The sequence below is a fragment of the Vibrio porteresiae DSM 19223 genome (assembly GCF_024347055.1).
GTDB classification, from domain to species: domain Bacteria; phylum Pseudomonadota; class Gammaproteobacteria; order Enterobacterales; family Vibrionaceae; genus Vibrio; species Vibrio porteresiae.
Genome location: NZ_AP024895.1, coordinates 2,809,339 through 2,827,926, shown reverse-complemented (window position 1 = coordinate 2,827,926; position 18,588 = coordinate 2,809,339). Strand labels below are relative to the sequence as shown.

Genomic DNA, 18,588 nt, shown 5'->3' with positions numbered 1-18,588 from the left:
AGCCTCATGTTGGCTAGTGAGCAATACACATGGAAGAGACAGTCAAAATGGAACAAATTCAAGTACGTAATATCGCAATGGATGCCGCCGATTTAGTCGAAGAAGGCCGTGTTCATAAAAGCCTTTATTCCAACCCAGAGATCTTTGATGAAGAGTTAGAAAAAATCTTCAACCGCACTTGGGTCTATGTCGGTCATGAAAGTGAAATCCCTGAAGCGGGAAGCTTTAAAACCTCTTATGTCGGTCACCATCCCGTCATTATGGCACGCGATCGCAAGATGAACATTCATGTGATGGAAAACCGTTGTCGTCACCGCGGTGCTACCGTTTGTGAAAAGCATCGTGGTAAAACCAAAGCCTTCACTTGCCCATATCACGGTTGGGGTTACGGCTTAGATGGCAGTCTGCGTGCGATCCCTAAACCAGAAGAGTACGAAGGCGTTATCAACAAAGAAGAGTTGCCATTGGAAGGACTACGTCATGAGTCTTATCAAGGGTTGGTTTTCGCGACGTTTAATAACGAGATTGAACCGTTAGAAGATTACCTTGGCGGCGCTAAAAAATGGCTCGATCTGTTTGTGAAACAAGCGGGTGGGTTCCCTGTTCAAGTGTTGGGTGAGCACCGTTTTAGCTTCCCTGGTAACTGGAAAATTCAGCTCGAAAACACCACCGACGCGTACCATTTCCCTATCGTGCACAAATCGTTTATCAGCTCATTAGATAACGCAACCGCCGATATTTTTGATTTCTTAGACGGTGAAGGTTTTGTCGAAGACTTAGGTCATGGTCATAGCGTAATGGTGATGATCCCTGAACTGGTCGATCTAGAAGCCAACCTTGATCAACCGATTCCGGAGCGTTTTGAGGAGCTTGCTGAAGCGCTGCGTGCTGAAGGTCATGAAGAAGGTATGGTGCGCCGTTTAGTGCGTGCTGCGCACGGTACGGGTTTTAACCTCAATTTATTCCCGAATGTCTCTTGCTCAATGGCGTTCTTCCGTGTGCTGCGCCCAGTATCGGTTGGCGAAACCGAAATTCAACATGTGGCGATTGGTGGACAAGGTGCTCCTGCAGCATTTAACCAAAAACGGATGCGTTTACATGAACACTTCCAAGGCCCTATGGGTTTTGGTACGCCAGATGATGGCGAAGCGTGGGAACGAGTACAAAAAGGCGCAGCAGCGGGAACCGATGGCTGGATCTTAGTAAACCGCGGGATGAACCATTTACACACTTCACCTGATGGCAATGTCACTGGGGCGGTGTGTTCTGAAACTGGGATGCGCGGGGCGTATCGTAAATACAAAGAGATGATGGCAGCAGGGAAGGAGGCGTAATCATGATCAACGAATTGGAATTAGCAAACAAAGTCGCCGCTTTCCTGTGGTATGAAGCCGACCTTTTGGACCATCGCAGCTACCAAGAGTGGCTTGGCTTGTGGACAGAAAAAGGTCACTACATTGTGCCTACCGATCGTGAAGTTACCGATTATCAAAGTACACTCAATTTGGCTTATGACGATGGTGCAATGCGTCGCATGCGTATCGCACGTCTTGAAAGTGGTGAATCGGTATCGGCTGCTTCAGCTACGGTCACTGTGCGTATGGTTTCTCGTATTCGAGTTCTCGATGCGGGTGAAGATCGCATTTTGGTGCGCTGCGCTATGACGCTAAATGAACTGCGCCACGGTAATTTGATTACCTATCCAGCGGATGTGGAATTCACGCTGGTGCCTAAAGATGACAGCTTCGCTATCGAGCAAAAGGTGGTCAAACTGCTGCATGCGGAAGGTTACCTACGTACCGTTAGCTTTATTTTCTAAGGAGAGATCATGATAGAACAATCGATCGCCTCTCAAATCGAAAACCAAGTCGCTATGGTGACCGGCGCGGCGCAAGGAGTGGGGTTGCACATCGCTTCTCGCCTGTTTGCTGCAGGTTACAAAGTGCTGCTGACCGACATCAACCTTGCTGGGGCGCAAGCGGCGGCTAATCAGTTAGATCCTACTGGAGAGCGCGCCCAAGCATGCCAACTGGATGTATCGCAAGAAGCTGACTTTGCTCAAGCGTTGGATCATGTCATTACCTTGTGGGGCAGTGTTCAAGTATTGGTGAACAATGCTGCGATGACCAAAGCCGTCGCAACCATGGAGCTGAAACCGGAAGATTTCAAACAGCTCGTAAGCATCAACCTTGGCGGAACCTTTACTGGGTGTCAGGTGATTGGCCGCTATTTTGCGAGCCAAGGTTATGGTCGCATCGTCAACATGGCATCGTTAGCGGGGCAAAATGGCGGGACTTCTACCGGTGCTCATTATGCCGCATCAAAAGGCGGCATCATCACTCTAACCAAAGTGTTTGCCAAAGAGCTAGCGGCCAGTGGTGTGACGGTAAATGCCGTGGCTCCGGGTCCGATTGATTCACCGATGGTAAAAGAGTTAGTGCCTGCTGAGCGCCTGCCGGGATTACTCAATGCGATTCCAGTTGGTCGCCTTGGGGATGCTGATTTTATCGGGGATGTGGTGGTGCAGCTTGCCAGCCCTAAAGCCTACTTCACAACCGGTACAACTTGGGATGTGAATGGCGGACTATTTATGCGCTAAGACTTATGCGCGAAGACGTGTGGTAACAGGAGGCAAGGATGTCTGAACAACTCTTAACTGTGGTCGTCAATAAACGGGAAGTACAAGGTAAGGATGTGGTTGTCCTCGAGTTAACCGCGCCAGATGGTCAGTTACTTCCAGAGTTTGATGCGGGTTCTCATATCGACCTGCATTTAAGCAATGGCCTAGTACGCCAATATTCTTTGTGCGGTGACCCTGCTCAGCAACAGAGCTATCGTCTTGGGGTGTTAAAAGATCCCAACTCGCGCGGTGGGTCACAAGCGGTATTTGATACCTTGATGCCCGGTGTGGCATTGGAGATCAGTGCGCCGCGTAATCTGTTTCCCTTAACAGAAAATAGCCCTAAAACCATTTTGGTCGGAGGTGGTATCGGTGTCACCCCGATGATTGCGATGGCGCATCGCCTGCATCAGCTTAATCAGCCGTTTGAACTGTGGTATTGCGCTCATGACCGCGCTGAATGTGGGTTCGTCGATGAACTGCAAAGCGCGCCTTTTAGCGACAATGTGACCTGCTATTTCACCACCGAACATGACGGTAAGCGTTTGGATTTTAACGCTGTTCTAGCTGATGGCGTTTCGGCAGAGAAAAAACTAGGCGCGCATCTTTATGTCTGTGGTCCAGACAACTTTATGCAATGCGTTCTTGATACCGCACAAGCGCTGGGCTACAGCGATGAACAATTGCACCGCGAGTATTTCAGTGCGGAAGTCGAAACGGGCGGCAACAGCTTTGAAGTGGTCGCAGCGCAAAGCGGGATCACTATTCGAGTCGAAGAAGACCAAACCATTGCCCAAGCGCTTAAAGCGGCAGGCATTAAAGTGCCAGTGGCTTGTGAGCAGGGCACTTGCGGTACGTGCCTTTGTGATGTGTTGGAAGGTACGCCGGATCATCGCGATGTGTATCTCACCGATGAAGAGAAAGAAGATAACGACCAAATTACCTTGTGTTGCTCGCGAGCCAAAAGCGCCCGTTTAGTGCTCGATATCTAGTGCTTGAGTAACCCAGAAACGGATTAATGATTCAAAGGAGTGACCCATGATTGATACACATCTATTTCGCGACGGAATGGCCCTACTCGGTGGAGCAGTGAATGTGATTACCACCGATGGTGAAGCGGGACGTTTTGGCTTTACCGCCACAGCCGTCACCAGCGTGACCGACGAGCCGCCAACACTTTTGGTGTGCATGAACCGTAACTCGTTTGCTCATCCGCATTTTAAGAAAAATGGTGTGCTGTGCGTGAATGTGCTTCGCAGCCATCATCAAAACATCTCTTGGGATTTTGCTAATCGCGATCTGACCTCGGAAGAGCGATTTGCGCGCCACGACTGGCTAACTCTTGAAACAGGCTCACCCGTCTTAGAACAAGCTTTGGTGGGCTTTGACTGTGTGATTAGTGACATGCACGACATCGGTACACACACCGTTTTTTATTGTGAAGTGAAAGCCGCCAAAGTGAGCTCTGAAGGGGCTGGCTTGGTCTACTTCAATCGCAGTTATCACTCTCTGGGTGACGTCTCTTCGATGCAAAAAGCCAGCTAATGGATTGAATGCATAGTCACCTTTTGCCCAATGAAAGAGAGAGAAAATGAACAGCACAGCAACACTCCCAGGATTAGTAGAGATGTTACGCACGATAGCTCAAGGAGAGCGTAGTGCAGAAGATTGGATTCACACTTGCTTTGACCAGATTGAAGCAAGAGAAGACCAAGTTGGCGCTTGGCAATATCGTTTGAGTCGCGACGAATATCTTGCCTACTATCATGAGCACCAAGCGCTTTTGAGCACCCGTGTTCTAAAAGGTCTTCCCGTCGGGATTAAAGATATTATCGACACTAAAGGAATGCCCACCGCCATGGGTTCGACGATTCATCAGGGGCGTATTCCTGTTGATGATGCCACCTGCGTGGAGCTGATTAAACAAGCGGGCGGTATCGTATTAGGTAAAACAGTGACCACCGAATTTGCCTATTTCAAAGCGGGCAAAACGACGAACCCAGTTGATAGCGAGCGCACGCCGGGCGGCTCTTCAAGTGGTTCTGCCGCAGCAGTGGCTGATGGCATGGTGCCAATGAGTATTGGTTCACAAACCGCTGCTTCCGTGATTCGCCCTGCGGCCTATTGTGGGACTATCGGTTATGTTGCCAGTCGTGGCGAGCTTTCGCTACGCGGTGGACAGCCTTTAGCACAGTCACTGGATTCGCTCGGTTTGTATGGCGCAAAAGTGGAAGATATTCAGTTGCTACGCGCCATTTTATTGCGCACAGATAGCACGCTTGAGGCGTTACCCCAAGCAATTCCACTGCAACGTGTCTTGGTTTGCCCGGGGCGATTAGTCGGTGAGGTGAGTGTTGAAATGGAACATGCATTATCTCTGCTCAGTGCTAGGTTAGAAGATCACGGCGTGGTGGTGGACGTGATGGCGGATACGGACAATATTCGCCGTTTAGTGCACTGTCACGAGCAGATCATGGCATGGGAAGTGTGTCGTAATTTGGCCTATGAATCACGCCATCAAGAGCTGCTTAGTCAACCGCTACAAACTTTGTTAACCAATGGGTTAGCGATGGAACGTAAAGAGTATATCGATGCCCTTAATCAGGTGACTGAACTTGCATTGTGGCTTAAGCAGCAGCTCAGTTCTTACGATGCGATTTTAACCCCTGCCGCGCCTGGAATTGCACCTCTGAGTACCCAAGGCACTGGGTCACCTCACATGAGCAGACCATGGCAAGTGTTAGGTTTGCCAACCGTGACTCTTCCTGGTTACACCAATAAACAAGGTTTACCGCTTGGATTGCAGTTAGTGGGTTATCAGCGAGAAGATGATGTACTGCTCGCTCAAGCCAAATGGTTACTAACCAGCATCTATCAAAAATGAACGATCTAAAGATAATGATCCCAAGTGAAACGAGTCCAAAATTTGGGCGATGTAACCCCTGTTCCTAGAGGATAGGGAAGCGTAATTGGACTCTGTCCCTTGGAAGTTAAATGGGAAATGTTGACCATAAAAATGGGGCTCGCAAAGAGCCCCATTGACGTTTAATTCATTAAATATTAAGCGCGACTTGCCAAATCCTGCTCAGAGATAAACGCTGCCATGTCGAGCACTTGTTTCGTGCGCGGCATTTCAATGCCCACTTTGCCTGCCAATTCAATAACCGAGTAGCCAATGGCATCCAGCTCTAACGGTTGACCAGCAGTGAAGTCTTGCAGCATGGACGTTTTAATATTGCCCATGCCTGCGCCCATTTCCATGATTTGCAGAGGATTAAAGCGAATACGTGCGCTGTAAGCCGCTGCTGTTAATAGCACTTCATCAAGGATATGACGCACCAATGGGCTTAAACGTGGGTCAGCATACAGCTGATTTAGCGTGCCTTTGGTAATCACAGACAGTGGGTTAGAAGTTAAGTTCGCTGCAACTTTAGTCCAGATTTGGTCGCGAATGTTATCCACCGCGCGAGCTTCAATTTCTGCCGCTTCTAACACGGCACGTAGCTGCTGTAAGCGCTCAGTCAGCTCATTATGGATTTCACCCAAAATCAGCAAATGCGGGTTCTCAGACACCACATCTCCCGGCGCTTTACGAAACGCAGTCATAAAGGTCACACAGCCAATCAAATGCTTCGCTGGCAGCAGTTTAGCCAATTTGCCTGTAGGGTCTAAGCGTTCGATCACTTGATGAGTCGGGTTGTCGATGCCTTGGAAATACCACCAAGGTAAGCCGTTGATCATTGGCACAATAATGGTGTGCTCACCAATCATGGGTTGAATCGATTCGGCAATTACTTCAAGCGCTGTGGTTTTGGTGCAAACGAAAATCACGTCTTGTACGCCAAACTCTGCGGCATTTTGCTTTGCTACAACATTTACGCGATGTTGACCCTGTAGGTCTTTAAGAGAAATGCCGTTGGTTTGCAATGCGTCTAATGTTGCACCACGCGCTAGAACGTTAACGGTGTTTCCTGCTTTGGCCAGTAGAGCGGCAAGCGTACAACCAATAGCGCCTGCGCCAGCAATACAAAGTTTCATGGTGGTTCTTTTCCTTGTCTGTTCAATCTCGGTGTTCGATTAAGCGGTTAAGTGCGTTTGTTTAAACCGCATGGCTTAACCTTTCTGACCTAAACGAAGACGACCGATATTCCTTTTTTGATCATGCAGCGAAGTTTTTAACGACCAGCGTGCTAGTACACTAGTTAGTAAGTACTTCGCCTGTATCTATTGATGTGTATAGGTTTGAATTTATCACGGATTGAAAAATATGCCAATAAAACCTGTAATCCACAGGGGAGACGTGGGGTTAGAGCTGTTTCTGTTTACGGCCGCTCTTTGTCTGAAAACGCTTTTGCGTGAGGAATAGTGGTACTCCTCAAATAAAAAAAATCATTTTCATACGAACAAAAAATAATAACCCCCTAGGAGAAGGAGGTTTTTTCTGTATAATCGATTGCTAATAACAATCGTTATCATTCTTGTTGTTTGTTTTACCCTCTTTATAGCAGTGATAAATATGATGATTTTAAAGCGTGTAGCTCGATTAGCCCTGTTTGTTGGCTCACTTACTACCTTTACCGCCCAAGCCTTTGTAGTCACCGACTCCAACGGCAGTCATGAATGGCAACAACCGGCTAAACGCGTGGTTGTGCTGAACTGGTCTGCAGCGGAAGCGATGTTTGTGTTGGGTGTGAAACCTGTGGGTGTCGCCGATCCAGAAGGCTACGATACTTGGGTCAAAGTACCTAAAGTGCCGGATAATCTGACTAACGTGGGGATGCGTGGTGAACCGAATTTGGAGCAAATTCATCAGCTCAAACCCGATGTCATCATTAGTGGTTCTGGTCAACCCGCTGCTTATGATTCATTAACCCAAATCGCGCCAGTATTGAGTTTTGATACGTTTCGTGATGATCACGAAAACGGCCCAGCGGTGGATGAAGCCTTTTTAAATATGGCGAAAGTGGTCGGAAAAGAAGCAGAAGCGAAACAGTATTTAGCACAACGCACACAAAAAATTGCGCAGTGGCGTGAAGCGCTAAATAAGCATTTTAATCATCAAATTCCTAATGTTGCTATGGTGCACTTTGCTGATATCAGCCATGTTGCCGCTTATGGCAATAACTCAACGGTTGAATACGCACTCTCTCAACTTGGCATTGAGCCTGCTCTGCCATCAAAGAAAACCGCATGGGGTGAAACGAACTTGCCACTGCAATCGCTGGCTGCGATTAAAGATGGCGTGGTGATTTACATTCGTCCTTTTGCTCAGGAGAAAAAACTACTCTCTTCTCCACTATGGAAGCATCTTCCTTTTGTTCGCCAAGGCCATTTTCTAACGGTTGAACCTTGTTGGACATACGGTAGTGCGGCTTCTATTGAGCATATTGCTCAAGCAGCAACGGAAGCCTTGTTAACCCTTCCAGCTAAGTGATTTATCAAATATAACAATAGATTAGGAACTTGCAGTGAAAAACTTCTCTTATTCACCCGTTGCGATTGCAATCTGGGGTGTGGCGGCGCTTTGCCCAACGTTTGCCTTAGCGGACAACTCTACTAGCTCAACAGATAACGCTACGATTGAGACCATGACGGTCGTTGGCAAAGACAAAATGCTGTCGCCAGAGATCAAAAGCGGAACCGGCCTAAACATCAGTGCCGATGAGACTCCGCAATCGATCACCGTAGTGGATGCGCAAACCATGACGGATCGCAACATGACGTCCATCAACGACGTTTTGGATAATGTGATTGGTATTTCGATGCTGCATACCGATAACGTACGTACTCAATATCAATCCCGTGGTTTTGACATTACCAACTTCCAGATTGATGGCACCCCTTATAGTTGGTCCGATACCGCTGGAGATATGGGTGAAACGCAGATGGATATGTCGGTGTTTGAAACCGTTGAAGTGGTGCGTGGCTCAACTGGCCTCACTACGGGTATCGGTGACCCTTCCGCGTCGATTAACCTAGTACACAAGCATGCCGATAGTGCTGATTTTAAAGGCAATGTTGAAGCGTCACTCGGTAGTTGGAACAACCGCTCTTTGATGATGGATGTGCAAAGCGGCTTGAATGACGATGGTTCGTTACGTGGTCGCTTTGTGGCGAAAACACAACAGTCCGACTCATACAGCGATTACTACAGCACCAAACGCAATGTGCTCTATGGCGTGGTTGAAAAAGACATCACCGATGAAACATTGGTCCGCGTTGGTGTTAACTACCAAAGAGACGATTCTGATGGCGTGGTTTGGGGTGGCTTACCGGGTGTCTATTCCAATGGGAATAAAACCAATTTCAGCCGTTCACAAAGTACCGCGGCAAAATGGACCTATTGGAATACGCAAAGTGTGGGTGGTTATGCCGACTTAGAACACAGCATGGACAACGGTTGGAAATGGAAAGCACACTACAACCATACCGAAAATCAGCAATGGTCTAAGTTGTTGTATGTTTACGCAGATAGCACCGATCTAGATGAAGATAATGGTTCAGGTTTGGCGAGCTACCCTTATAAAAGTAAAGGGGAAGTGAAGCAAGATAGCCTTGATTTGCACTTAGATGGTCAATATGCGCTGTTTGACCGTTGGCATGATTTTACTGTCGGTGGGTTGTACAGCCGCCAGACTCGCCAATCGCAATATTATGATGCGCTCGGTGATAACGCCTACATGGATGTGTCGAACTTCTATGCTTGGGATGGCAATTTTGCTGAGCCTGAATGGGCAACCAGCTCTACCGCTGAAAACGACCTTAAAGTTGTGCAAAAAGGACTTTATGCTGCGACACGTTTTAATGTGCGCGATGACCTAAAACTGATCGTCGGTGGACGCATTGCCAGCTGGCAACAAACCGGCATGAGCTACGATGAAGATGTTTCCTACGGTAAAGATGGCATCTTTATGCCTTACGCTGGCGCTCTGTATGACATCAACGATCAGACCCGTGTTTACGCGAGCTACGCGACTATTTTTCAACCGCAAAATGCGCAAGATCGTAATGGTAAATTCCTCGATCCTATCGAAGGCGACACCTACGAGGTGGGCATGAAAAATCGCTACTTCGATGACAAAGTGCAGTTCTCCGTTGCGCTGTTTCGCATTGAAGAAGATAACTTAGCCCAAGACGACGAAGGCTATTATGTGCCAGGTTCAGCTCTGGAGCAGGCAGAAACGGCCGCTGATGAAGCGGTGAGCAAAGGCTTTGAAGTGCAAGTGGCGAGCAAACCAACCGAGGGATTGGATGTGAATCTGGGCTATACCCAGTTCAAAGCAGAAGATAAAGATGGCACAGAGATTAATACCGAATACGCTCGTAAACAGTTGAAATTCTTCTCTAGCTATCGCTTTGTTGAGTGGATGCCAAAATTAACCGTGGGTGCTGGTGTTCGCTGGCAAAGTCGCACTTACGTATCGGATGTTAGCCAATCGGCCTACAGCTTGGTGGATATGATGGTGAAATACCAAGTGACGAAGAAGTTGGGTGTGAATTTGAATATCGATAACCTCTTCGATAAGAAATACTACAACTACTTAGATTCGGGTAATCAAGTGCGTTACGGTGCGCCGCTGAATGCCACTTTATCCATGAATTACAGTTTCTAGTTAAAGTGACAAGAGCATGAAATAGCAAAGGGCGTACTAGCAAGTACGCCCTTTTTGTTGCTGGGTGGGTAAAGCGGATATCGTGATTAAGTACGACGTCTTAGCAAAGGAATGCGCTGACCAAACACGTTAATCAAAGCTCCCGACACAATGAAAATACCGCCTAGGTAAGTCCACACCGATGGGATCTCTTTAAACCAAATCACGCCGATAAAAATCGAAAACACGATTTGGATATAAGAGAACGCAGAAGCTCGGCCCGCATCTTGGGTTTGCATCGCTTTAGTCAAACCATATTGACCAATTTGGGTAAACACGCCGACCAAAATCATCATGACTGTAACGTGCCATTCTGGCCAAATAAAATCGCGCCCAATCAAAATGGCGGAAATCGGCAGAGCCACCATAGGGAAGTAGAAGATGATCACTGAGCTGTCTTCTGTACGGCTCAGTTTTTTCACAATCACGTAAGCAATTGAACTACCGAATGCCCCGAGCAACGCAACTCCGACACTAAAGAGTGGAATGTCTGAGTGCTGGCCGCTGGCAAGTTCAGGGTGCAACATGGTGTAAAGACCAAGTAAGCACAACACGATACACACTACCGTTGCCGGTTGAACTCGTTCTTTTAAAAACAGCACCGCAAGAAGCGCAGTAAAAATGGGATGTACATATTGCAAAATGGTCGCTTCAGCCAAAGGCAAAGAGGTCACCGCGTAATAAACGCACATTAAGGAGGCTGTACCAAATGCCCCGCGAGCAAACAGCAGTTTCTTATTGTTGCCCCACAGCGAGATGTGCTTACGTTTCACGTCAACGTAGCTAATGATCAGCGAGACAAAAGCCCTAGCGGCAACGATTTCGAAGACCGGGATACCGTAATTGCTCACACCTTTCACAAAGGCAGTCATTAGGGAAAAACCTAATGCAGACAAAAACATAAACCGAACACCGATTGGGAAAATGGGTGAAGGTGAGGGGATTGATTCCATGATTCAGATTTGACTAGCTTAAAAAATAAGTGGTTAATTTATCGCTGTTTGTGACGAAAGTCCCGCAATTTAGTTAATAAATGGCCTTCTTCAGGTGTGAATAAATGCAGTTATTCATATTGTTGCATTGTGATGTTTTTGTATTTGTTATGATTCATTTTAAATAAAAATAACAAGATGTGAGATTTGTATGATTTAATTTCATTATTATCAATATTATATTTTCTAAAATCATATTACTGTTATTTTTGTTATTAATTGGGTGGTAATTAATCAATTGCTAATGTATTTTTGTAAGCTTATAAAAATTGCCATCTGCAGTTTATAGCTATGATTGAATGTGTTGGATTGATTTCTATAAATCTAACTTGTTGAATTATATGGTAATGACTAATGTGCGATTTGTTTTATATTTTTGGGCTTATTATTTGATTTTTTTACTTTACGTATATTTACAATCTGAATAAATAAAGTTATAAAGCCACCAAGTAAATATATTCCAAGTTGGGTTGTGTTTATTTTGTCTATTTTTAAAAATATAAAACTATAAGTTTAAAAGGATTAACTAGTGAGAAAACTAAGTCTGTTGGCTTTGTCTGTGAGCTTCGCATTAACCGGATGTGGCGGTGATAACAGTAGTGATGAAAGTGCTCAAACAACCATAAAAGCGTTGGATGGCTATTTGAAAAATGCAGTTGTGTTCGTGGATGCAAACACGGATGGTCAATGGCAAAGTAGTGAAGTTTTCCTTGGCTTGACTGATAACAATGGGCAGTTAGAGTTGGACTCTCGTCCCGAAGGTACTTTAGCAGTACAAACCGTTGTCCCAGGTGGTGAAGCTCAGGCTCAACTAGTTGCGTTGGATAGTGAGAAATACGCAGGTATTTACACTGTAGATATGGATCAACCCACTCAAGCGATGCAGAGTGAAGTGGTATTCCGTTCAACACCATCTTCAACCATTATTTCACCATTAACTGATCTGGTTGCAATTGAGATCAGTAATGGTGCCACTGAAGAGCAGGCTGCAAGCAATGTTGCTGAAGCTTTAGGTGATGCAACCATCAATGTTTACTCCGATTATATTGGTGCGACAGACAACACTTCTAAAAAACTGCATAAGACGGCTCAAATTCTGACAGTGTCAAAAGTGGCAGAAGGTGAAGGTGATGACAATTACCACGCAAATGCACTAAAGTTTGCAGCAGCAGCAGCACAAACTACAGAGACTCTGAGTGAAGAAGAGTTAAACGATGTGACTGTTAAGCCAGTCATTATCGATCAATCTTCTGGCGACGGTGTTAATTTGACTTCAGTTACAAACTCTCGCCTAGTGGTTAGCAGCGACTACATTGCTAGCATTGAAGCAGAGCTTGTAAATATGAACCTTGAGGTGGGTAGCAGCATTACATTTAGTGAAGCTTACTCAGGTCTGTTTAGTGATGAAGATAATAGCAATATTACGGCAGCATTAACTCAAACTAGTATTGATGAGCTAAAGGCTGGTGGTTTAGATGTTTCTTTAACCAGTGGCAGTTTGATTCTGAAAGGAGACGTTTCAAAAGCTGGAACTTACAATATTGTTATTGAAGCAAAAGATGCAGCTGCCAACGGAACAGTTGTTGCGACTGTGCCTGCATTGATTACCTTTACTGTAGCCTCTGCAAATGAAGCACCTACCGTCAATACTTCAGTGACCTCGGCAATTCAAAACACATTGAGTGCTTGGAATTTGGAACAAAACCAAAGCACTGAAAATAGCGTTGATGTGAGTGAGCTGTTTAATGATGCTGAAGGTGACACTTTAACTTACTCAGTATCGTCTTCAGACAGTGGTCTTTTAGTGTCTGTTGATGAATCTGGTTTGCTAACCGTATCTGGTACGCCAACCACATCTGGTGTGGTGACATTAGCTATTTCAGCAAAAGACTCAACGCATAGTACCGGCGCATCGTATACATTTAATCTTTCTGTTTCAGAAAGTGTCGCTGATGATAATAGCGATTCTCCCTCAGATGATTCTCTAGGCTTTACCAACGCTATGTTTAGCGAAGCGAAAGTATGGAGTATGGGTAGCTTTAATGCTGGTGATACAGAAGTCGGTTTCGCGACCTTCAAAGTGAATGGTTCAGAAACTCAAATGTGTCTGGATTTTGGACAGACACTAACAGGTCACGACTTTGGTCCTGTGCTGGATAATCTATCTGAAAGCTCAGCAGATTTAACCGATTGTTTCCCTGTCACTCTTCAAGATGACGGCACGCTTACTTTTGACGAAGAAGGTAAGACAAATAGCTTCACTGTTCTTTACCATGCTAACGTCGGAAATGGCGAGCAAATGGTTATCGGTACGGCAGATGGAGAACTATTCTGGTTAGATTCAGCCAATAAAGATTACTACAACTTCCTTGAAGTGACAGAAGCGCAATTTGACGGCAAAGTTTTTGTCTTGGGTGATGATAACAACGAACAATCTAACGGCACTGGTGACGTTAAGCCTGTTTTGTTCTATTACGACTTCAATTCTGACGGTTCATTCAATGCCGTTGATGTAAATGATACAACTGGCGAAGTATCTGAACCAGGTACTTGGAAAGTCGATACAATCACTGAAGATGGCGATACAACAGTGTACTTGAACCAGCATGAAACCTTTGATGGTGGTTACGAGCGTAATACTTATCGTGTCCGTGATTTTGGCAAATTCAGTGTGTATATGACAGACAAATACGCAGATGAAGATGATGCTGATTACATCATGATGGGTGATGAAGCAACCTTGACAAGTATTTATGAAAAATGGATTGCAGCCATTAAGTAATTACTAACTGATTCATAAAATCAAAGCCCTTAATTAAAATTGAGGGCTTTTTTTGTATGAATAGCTAGTGAAATTAACCTTTAGGGTCAGTTTAACTGAATCTCAGGATGGCGTTGCAGCAAGTCGAGACGTGCGGTGCCTTGTTCGACAATGGCTCGTTCGCCGTGGCTGTCGATAAGCCATAAGCTATCGCTGTTAGGATCGTATTGCGGCCAAGTCTTAAAGGCGACGGGATTAGGCGTGCCGTGTTTGGCAAAATGAACCCAACGTTCGCTTAAGTTATTGGCGAGCTCTTTATCCTCTTCATTTGGCGTAAAGCCTAATTGGTCTACGTTACCAAACACATAAGGGATCTCTGCGGTATGAATCGCCCCTGGATGTGTTTTCGATTGAGCTGAACTTTGATAGCTAAAATAGTAGCGCCAAGTAGGCATTTTGTTTTTGACTGAATTGGTTGCCAGCGCGCGAGTATTGACTGTCGCGAAGATGTCGGTTGCAAGCTGCGCTTCTTTATTCTCAACCAAATTCGTACCGTAGCCATCGGTGAGCTTGGCCGCTTGAGGCCACAGTTTACCGAGTTTCTCTTGTACCGACGCACTCCACGCTGGTGGAAAGAAGCCTGCTTCATCATTATTGCTACCAATTAAAAGCGGCACATGGTGATAGTGACCGCTTGCGATCGCTTTCTGGGTTTTCTCGATTAACGATACACCATCAATGATCGGCATGGTCGAGGTTTTGGCAAGTGGCAAGGTCAGTAATTGGCCTGCGGGTAACGCACGCAATTGCGCTGGGGTCATATTGGCTAGCGATTTGGGTAGCTGCTTTTTAATCGAGGTAACCGCTTGTTTCCTTGATAGTTCAGGCAGGGCTAAAGCACCTGATTCGATAATGGCTTTATTAAACAGTCCATTAGATAAAGGAGAGGTGAGTAAATATCCTACTGATGCACCGCCAGCAGATTCGCCCCAAAGAGTGATGTTATTGGTATCGCCACCAAACTGACCAATATTGTTTTTCACCCATTGCAGCGCCGCGATTTGATCGAGCAAGCCAAAGTTTAGAGCTTTGCCATGTTCTTCTTTGTCGAGCGCAGGATGAGGAAATACGCTCAATGGACCAAGACGGTAATTGAGCGTCACAACAATCACGCCTTTTTTCGCCACATTTGCGCCATCGTAGAGTTTGAGTGATGAAGCGCCCATACGAAATGCGCCACCATGAATCCATACCATTACCGGAAGACGATTTTCCTCAAAACGTCTTTTGGGTTTCCAAATATTGAGGGTGAGACAATCTTCACTCATCGGTTGTTGGCTTAGGATCGCTTCTGGGCCTTTCGGTGGGGGTGTTTGCATGCAGGAAGCGCCGAATGCGGTGGTGTTTTTTATCCCATCCCAAGCTTTGATTGGCTGTGGTGCGTGCCAGCGTAAAGCGCCAACCGATGGCTCTGCGTAGGGTATGCCTTGCCAGCTATAGGTTTGTGACAAGTTTTTGCCTTCAATCGCACCGGTTTCAGTGTGAATGAGTAGGGGATCAACCTCATCAGCTTGTGCTACTGGAGCAAGCGCTGTAAGGCTAGTAAGACTGGCTAATAGCGTGGAACGTAACCAGAGCGAAAATGAATGGTTCATAGCAAAACATCACCTCAAATTTTGCGAGCAATTTACTGCAATTTTGCTAAGACCATAATCCATGAGGAACGTTTATAAAAGCTTATTAATCAGGGGAATAGTTCGCTTAAGAATTCATCTATTTTACTCATTCAACAAGATGCGAATCCTGCGGTACAAACAAAAACACCGCCCGAAGGCGGTGTGAAATCAGGATTGTTCAAGGTGTTATTTGCGTAATTGAAAACGGGCCACCAAAGAGAGCAGCGTGCGAGATTGCTGCTCCATCTCTTTAGATGAGGTTGCACACTCTTCAGAGATCTGACCGTTTTGATGCACCACTTCATCGATTTGTTGGATACCGATATTGACCTGTTCAGCGGCAGAGCTTTGCTCGCTTGATGCTGAACTGATTTCTGTCACCAACCCTGCGACGTGATCAATGTGTCCCAAAATCGCATTGAGTGATTTCGAGGTGCTTTCAGTCAGTTGAATCCCTTTTTGCGTATTGCTCGCCGAGTTTTCAATGAGTTTGGCCGTTTGCTGTACGGCGGCAGCGCTGCGCACAGCAAGCTGGCGAACTTCATCGGCCACCACAGCAAAGCCTCGGCCATATTCACCTGCGCGTGCTGCTTCAATGGCGGCATTTAGTGCAAGTAAATTGGTTTGCTCGGCAATCTCTTCAATTGAGCTAATGATGTTATGGATGTCTTGGCCGGATTGATTAATGTCATGCATGGCGCTAGAAAGATCATCCATCATCTTGTTTCCTTCATGAGCTGCCGTTAAGGTTTTCTGTGATAATTCATTCACCTGATGGGCATTAACCGAACTTTGCTGAATCTGGGTTGCAATTTCAGCAATCGATGCACTGATTTCTGTCACAGCAGAGGCCGACTGCGCCGCTCCAGCAGCAAGGTTATGGCTTAAATCGGATACGCCCTCAGCGCTAGAAGCGATGTGATCTGAGTTACGACCGATCTCAAAAATGACCTTGTTTAAATCATCCAGCATTTGCGCTAACGCGTTACCGAGTTGGTCATGATCAGACGCTTTCGTTACCGTAACATTCAGGTTGCCTTGCGAGATTTGTTCTGCAACCGCGACGTGTTTTTCTAGGCTTGCTGTCATGTTGTCGAGCGCTTCTGCTAGCTCGCCCACTTCATCGTGGCTGTGATAGTCCAAGCGTTTACCAAACTCACCACCAGCGATGGATTTCGCCATATCGACGGCACGCAAAATAGGCGCAGCAATTTTTTTCGCAAACATTGCAAGGACAGCGATAGCGATTAATGCCACCACCAAACTCAATAACAATTGAATGTGAATGTTACTGTCGTTGTTATCACTAATGCGTTGCTCAAGGTTATAGGCGTCTGCTAATACCGTGGCTTTAGGCACTTGCACAACCACGATCCAAAAGCTGTTACCACGACCTAACTGTATAGGTGCTAGAGCAAAAAACGCCTTCTCACCTTTGGCATTGGTTGATTCAAATGAACCTAACTTGTGGCTAAGAGCCAGATCTTTTATCTGCGCTTGGGCTTGGCCAAACAAGTTCTGCTCTTTCTTGCCAATGGTGGAGGCGTCACGGCTATCGGCGAGCACTAAACCTTGGTCAGTCAAAATGGTGACTTGCGACTGGCCTTTATACAACTGCTGCGAAATTTGTTGGCTCAGTGATTGGACAAACTGAAGATTGTAATCCGCACCGATAACGCCTGCGAACTGACCATTGAGTTTGATTGGCACAGAAAGTGTTGCTAACCACACCGATTGACCCTGAACTTGATAAGGCAATGGCGCAGTAACGGTTTCAATACCTTGCTGTTTTGGAATTTGATACCAAGCCCCACGGCCGATGCCGTTAGGGTGTTTTTCTAAACTATCAAAGTCCACTAAAGGTGCCACCGAGATTTGGCCGGAAACGGAACGCGTCCAATAAGGAACGAAGCGACCAGTGTTTGCTTCACTACCATTATCTGCACCGATGAATTGATCATCTTGATGATCAAATTTGTCTGCTTCCCAAGCGCTATAAACACCATTTAAATCAGAGTTGCTTTTTAATACCGACTGCAAAGTGAGGTTAAAAGTATTGCGGTTAAAAAGCGTTTGTTGACCATTGTTTTTTGACGAAATCGTTTCCGCAATCGTTCTTGCTGAATTAATACCTTGTTCAATACGATTCTCAATGACTTGTGCGTATTTTTCAGTGGTGATACTTAATTCTTTGTGAGTTCGTTCGGTTATTAATGATGTGGTTTCTGCTAAAACAATATCCTTAGTCGAATTGGCAGAAGTAATACTATAGCCAGCCAATACAGTAGCCGTTACCGCTAATCCGATACCGCCAATCAGCGCTATTTTGGTTTGAATAGATTGTAATCTCATAAAGTCTCTAACTGATTAAATTAATGAGTTGAATTAAACCCAATACCGATAACCATCAGGTGTGGGAAAGCACCCTAAACTGAATAAGGTAAAGTAAATAAGAATATTTATCGTTATTGATTTGATGCTAATGTTCTAATGTCATTAGAAAATAACCGTTGAATAGTAAACTGTTTCATAATGATGAAACAATCTATTATTTTAATTTTTTAGAGCAACACCACTGTTTATCCATGCTTAGTCTATTTGTTATTATTTTTCTAAAATCAATTAGGTTCATATTGAATGATTGAAGATGGGATAAATGGAAAATAATTTAATGTTATTTTTTGTGTTTTAAAAGTAATTAAAATAATTAAATTTGTACCAAATAAAGAAATTATACGTGATGAATTTAATCTGCTTGCCTCGTGTTTGAGTTCAATAGGGGATTTTATTTGATCTGGATTTGAGTCGAAAATAAAGCGGCTTTATCTGTATTTTTGCCAGTAAAGGAGTGTAAAGCAGTGGAGAATATCGTGCGTCAAGATATTGG

At 45.4% G+C, this 18,588-nt stretch carries 13 protein-coding genes; 9 read left to right on the top strand and 4 right to left on the bottom strand.

Annotated elements, in window-relative coordinates:
- Window positions 1-29 precede the first annotated feature (29 nt).
- From OCV11_RS12860 to OCV11_RS12835, 6 genes are read left to right on the top strand one after another with little or no spacing between them, the layout of a single operon-like run.
- A complete protein-coding gene (locus OCV11_RS12860) occupies window positions 30-1,334 on the top strand; it encodes an aromatic ring-hydroxylating oxygenase subunit alpha (protein WP_261893293.1) in 1,305 nt (434 codons plus the stop codon).
- A 2-nt stretch (window positions 1,335-1,336) separates the two neighbouring features.
- Window positions 1,337-1,819, top strand: coding sequence for an aromatic-ring-hydroxylating dioxygenase subunit beta (locus tag OCV11_RS12855; protein WP_261893292.1), 483 nt, complete (start codon window positions 1,337-1,339; stop codon window positions 1,817-1,819).
- Window positions 1,820-1,828: 9 nt separating this feature from the next.
- Window positions 1,829-2,599 carry an SDR family NAD(P)-dependent oxidoreductase gene (locus OCV11_RS12850; protein WP_261893291.1) on the top strand — a complete coding sequence of 257 codons (771 nt, stop codon included), beginning with the start codon at window positions 1,829-1,831 and terminating at the stop codon, window positions 2,597-2,599.
- A 38-nt stretch (window positions 2,600-2,637) separates the two neighbouring features.
- Complete coding sequence (locus OCV11_RS12845) at window positions 2,638-3,612, top strand: PDR/VanB family oxidoreductase (protein WP_261893290.1); 975 nt, start codon at window positions 2,638-2,640, stop codon at window positions 3,610-3,612.
- Window positions 3,613-3,658: 46 nt separating this feature from the next.
- Complete coding sequence (locus OCV11_RS12840) at window positions 3,659-4,165, top strand: flavin reductase (RefSeq protein ID WP_261893289.1); 507 nt, start codon at window positions 3,659-3,661, stop codon at window positions 4,163-4,165.
- A 46-nt stretch (window positions 4,166-4,211) separates the two neighbouring features.
- The gene (locus tag OCV11_RS12835; protein WP_261893288.1) at window positions 4,212-5,504 is read left to right on the top strand and encodes an amidase; all 1,293 of its coding nucleotides are present in this window, start codon (window positions 4,212-4,214) and stop codon (window positions 5,502-5,504) included.
- 176 nt (window positions 5,505-5,680) lie between these two features.
- Here the strand turns inward: OCV11_RS12835 and OCV11_RS12830 are convergent, their stop codons facing one another.
- On the bottom strand, window positions 5,681-6,658 hold the full coding sequence (locus OCV11_RS12830; RefSeq protein ID WP_261893287.1) for a ketopantoate reductase family protein: 978 nt from the start codon (window positions 6,656-6,658) through the stop codon (window positions 5,681-5,683).
- Window positions 6,659-7,136: 478 nt separating this feature from the next.
- Here OCV11_RS12830 and OCV11_RS12825 point away from each other — a divergent pair, with 478 nt between their 5' ends.
- Both OCV11_RS12825 and OCV11_RS12820 read left to right on the top strand, forming a co-directional pair.
- A complete protein-coding gene (locus OCV11_RS12825) occupies window positions 7,137-8,054 on the top strand; it encodes an iron-siderophore ABC transporter substrate-binding protein (protein ID WP_261893286.1) in 918 nt (305 codons plus the stop codon).
- Between the two features lie 34 nt (window positions 8,055-8,088).
- Window positions 8,089-10,233, top strand: a complete 2,145-nt coding sequence (locus OCV11_RS12820; RefSeq protein WP_261893285.1) for a TonB-dependent siderophore receptor — start codon at window positions 8,089-8,091, stop codon at window positions 10,231-10,233.
- Between the two features lie 86 nt (window positions 10,234-10,319).
- On the opposite strand, the gene OCV11_RS12815 is transcribed toward OCV11_RS12820, so the two are convergent.
- A complete protein-coding gene (locus OCV11_RS12815; RefSeq protein ID WP_373332790.1) occupies window positions 10,320-11,225 on the bottom strand; it encodes a DMT family transporter in 906 nt (301 codons plus the stop codon).
- Window positions 11,226-11,793: 568 nt separating this feature from the next.
- Here OCV11_RS12815 and OCV11_RS12810 point away from each other — a divergent pair.
- Window positions 11,794-14,046, top strand: coding sequence for a hypothetical protein (locus OCV11_RS12810; protein WP_261893284.1), 2,253 nt, complete (start codon window positions 11,794-11,796; stop codon window positions 14,044-14,046).
- Window positions 14,047-14,132: 86 nt separating this feature from the next.
- Here OCV11_RS12810 and OCV11_RS12805 read toward each other — a convergent pair whose 3' ends face one another.
- Both OCV11_RS12805 and OCV11_RS12800 read right to left on the bottom strand, forming a co-directional pair.
- Window positions 14,133-15,680: a carboxylesterase/lipase family protein gene (locus tag OCV11_RS12805; protein WP_261893283.1), complete on the bottom strand. Its 1,548-nt coding sequence runs from the start codon at window positions 15,678-15,680 to the stop codon at window positions 14,133-14,135.
- Between the two features lie 207 nt (window positions 15,681-15,887).
- Window positions 15,888-18,053 (bottom strand): methyl-accepting chemotaxis protein, encoded by a 2,166-nt coding sequence (locus OCV11_RS12800; RefSeq protein ID WP_261893282.1) that lies wholly within the window; start codon window positions 18,051-18,053, stop codon window positions 15,888-15,890.
- Window positions 18,054-18,588: the final 535 nt, after the last annotated feature.

Coding starts and splice junctions, on each gene's coding strand:
- OCV11_RS12815 (WP_373332790.1), bottom strand. CDS start 11,225: ATGGAATCAATCCCCTCACCTTCACCCATTTTCCCAATCGGTGTTCGG.
- OCV11_RS12830 (WP_261893287.1), bottom strand. CDS start 6,658: ATGAAACTTTGTATTGCTGGCGCAGGCGCTATTGGTTGTACGCTTGCC.
- OCV11_RS12855 (WP_261893292.1), top strand. CDS start 1,337: ATGATCAACGAATTGGAATTAGCAAACAAAGTCGCCGCTTTCCTGTGG.
- OCV11_RS12840 (WP_261893289.1), top strand. CDS start 3,659: ATGATTGATACACATCTATTTCGCGACGGAATGGCCCTACTCGGTGGA.
- OCV11_RS12860 (WP_261893293.1), top strand. CDS start 30: ATGGAAGAGACAGTCAAAATGGAACAAATTCAAGTACGTAATATCGCA.
- OCV11_RS12805 (WP_261893283.1), bottom strand. CDS start 15,680: ATGAACCATTCATTTTCGCTCTGGTTACGTTCCACGCTATTAGCCAGT.
- OCV11_RS12845 (WP_261893290.1), top strand. CDS start 2,638: ATGTCTGAACAACTCTTAACTGTGGTCGTCAATAAACGGGAAGTACAA.
- OCV11_RS12850 (WP_261893291.1), top strand. CDS start 1,829: ATGATAGAACAATCGATCGCCTCTCAAATCGAAAACCAAGTCGCTATG.
- OCV11_RS12825 (WP_261893286.1), top strand. CDS start 7,137: ATGATGATTTTAAAGCGTGTAGCTCGATTAGCCCTGTTTGTTGGCTCA.
- OCV11_RS12800 (WP_261893282.1), bottom strand. CDS start 18,053: ATGAGATTACAATCTATTCAAACCAAAATAGCGCTGATTGGCGGTATC.
- OCV11_RS12835 (WP_261893288.1), top strand. CDS start 4,212: ATGAACAGCACAGCAACACTCCCAGGATTAGTAGAGATGTTACGCACG.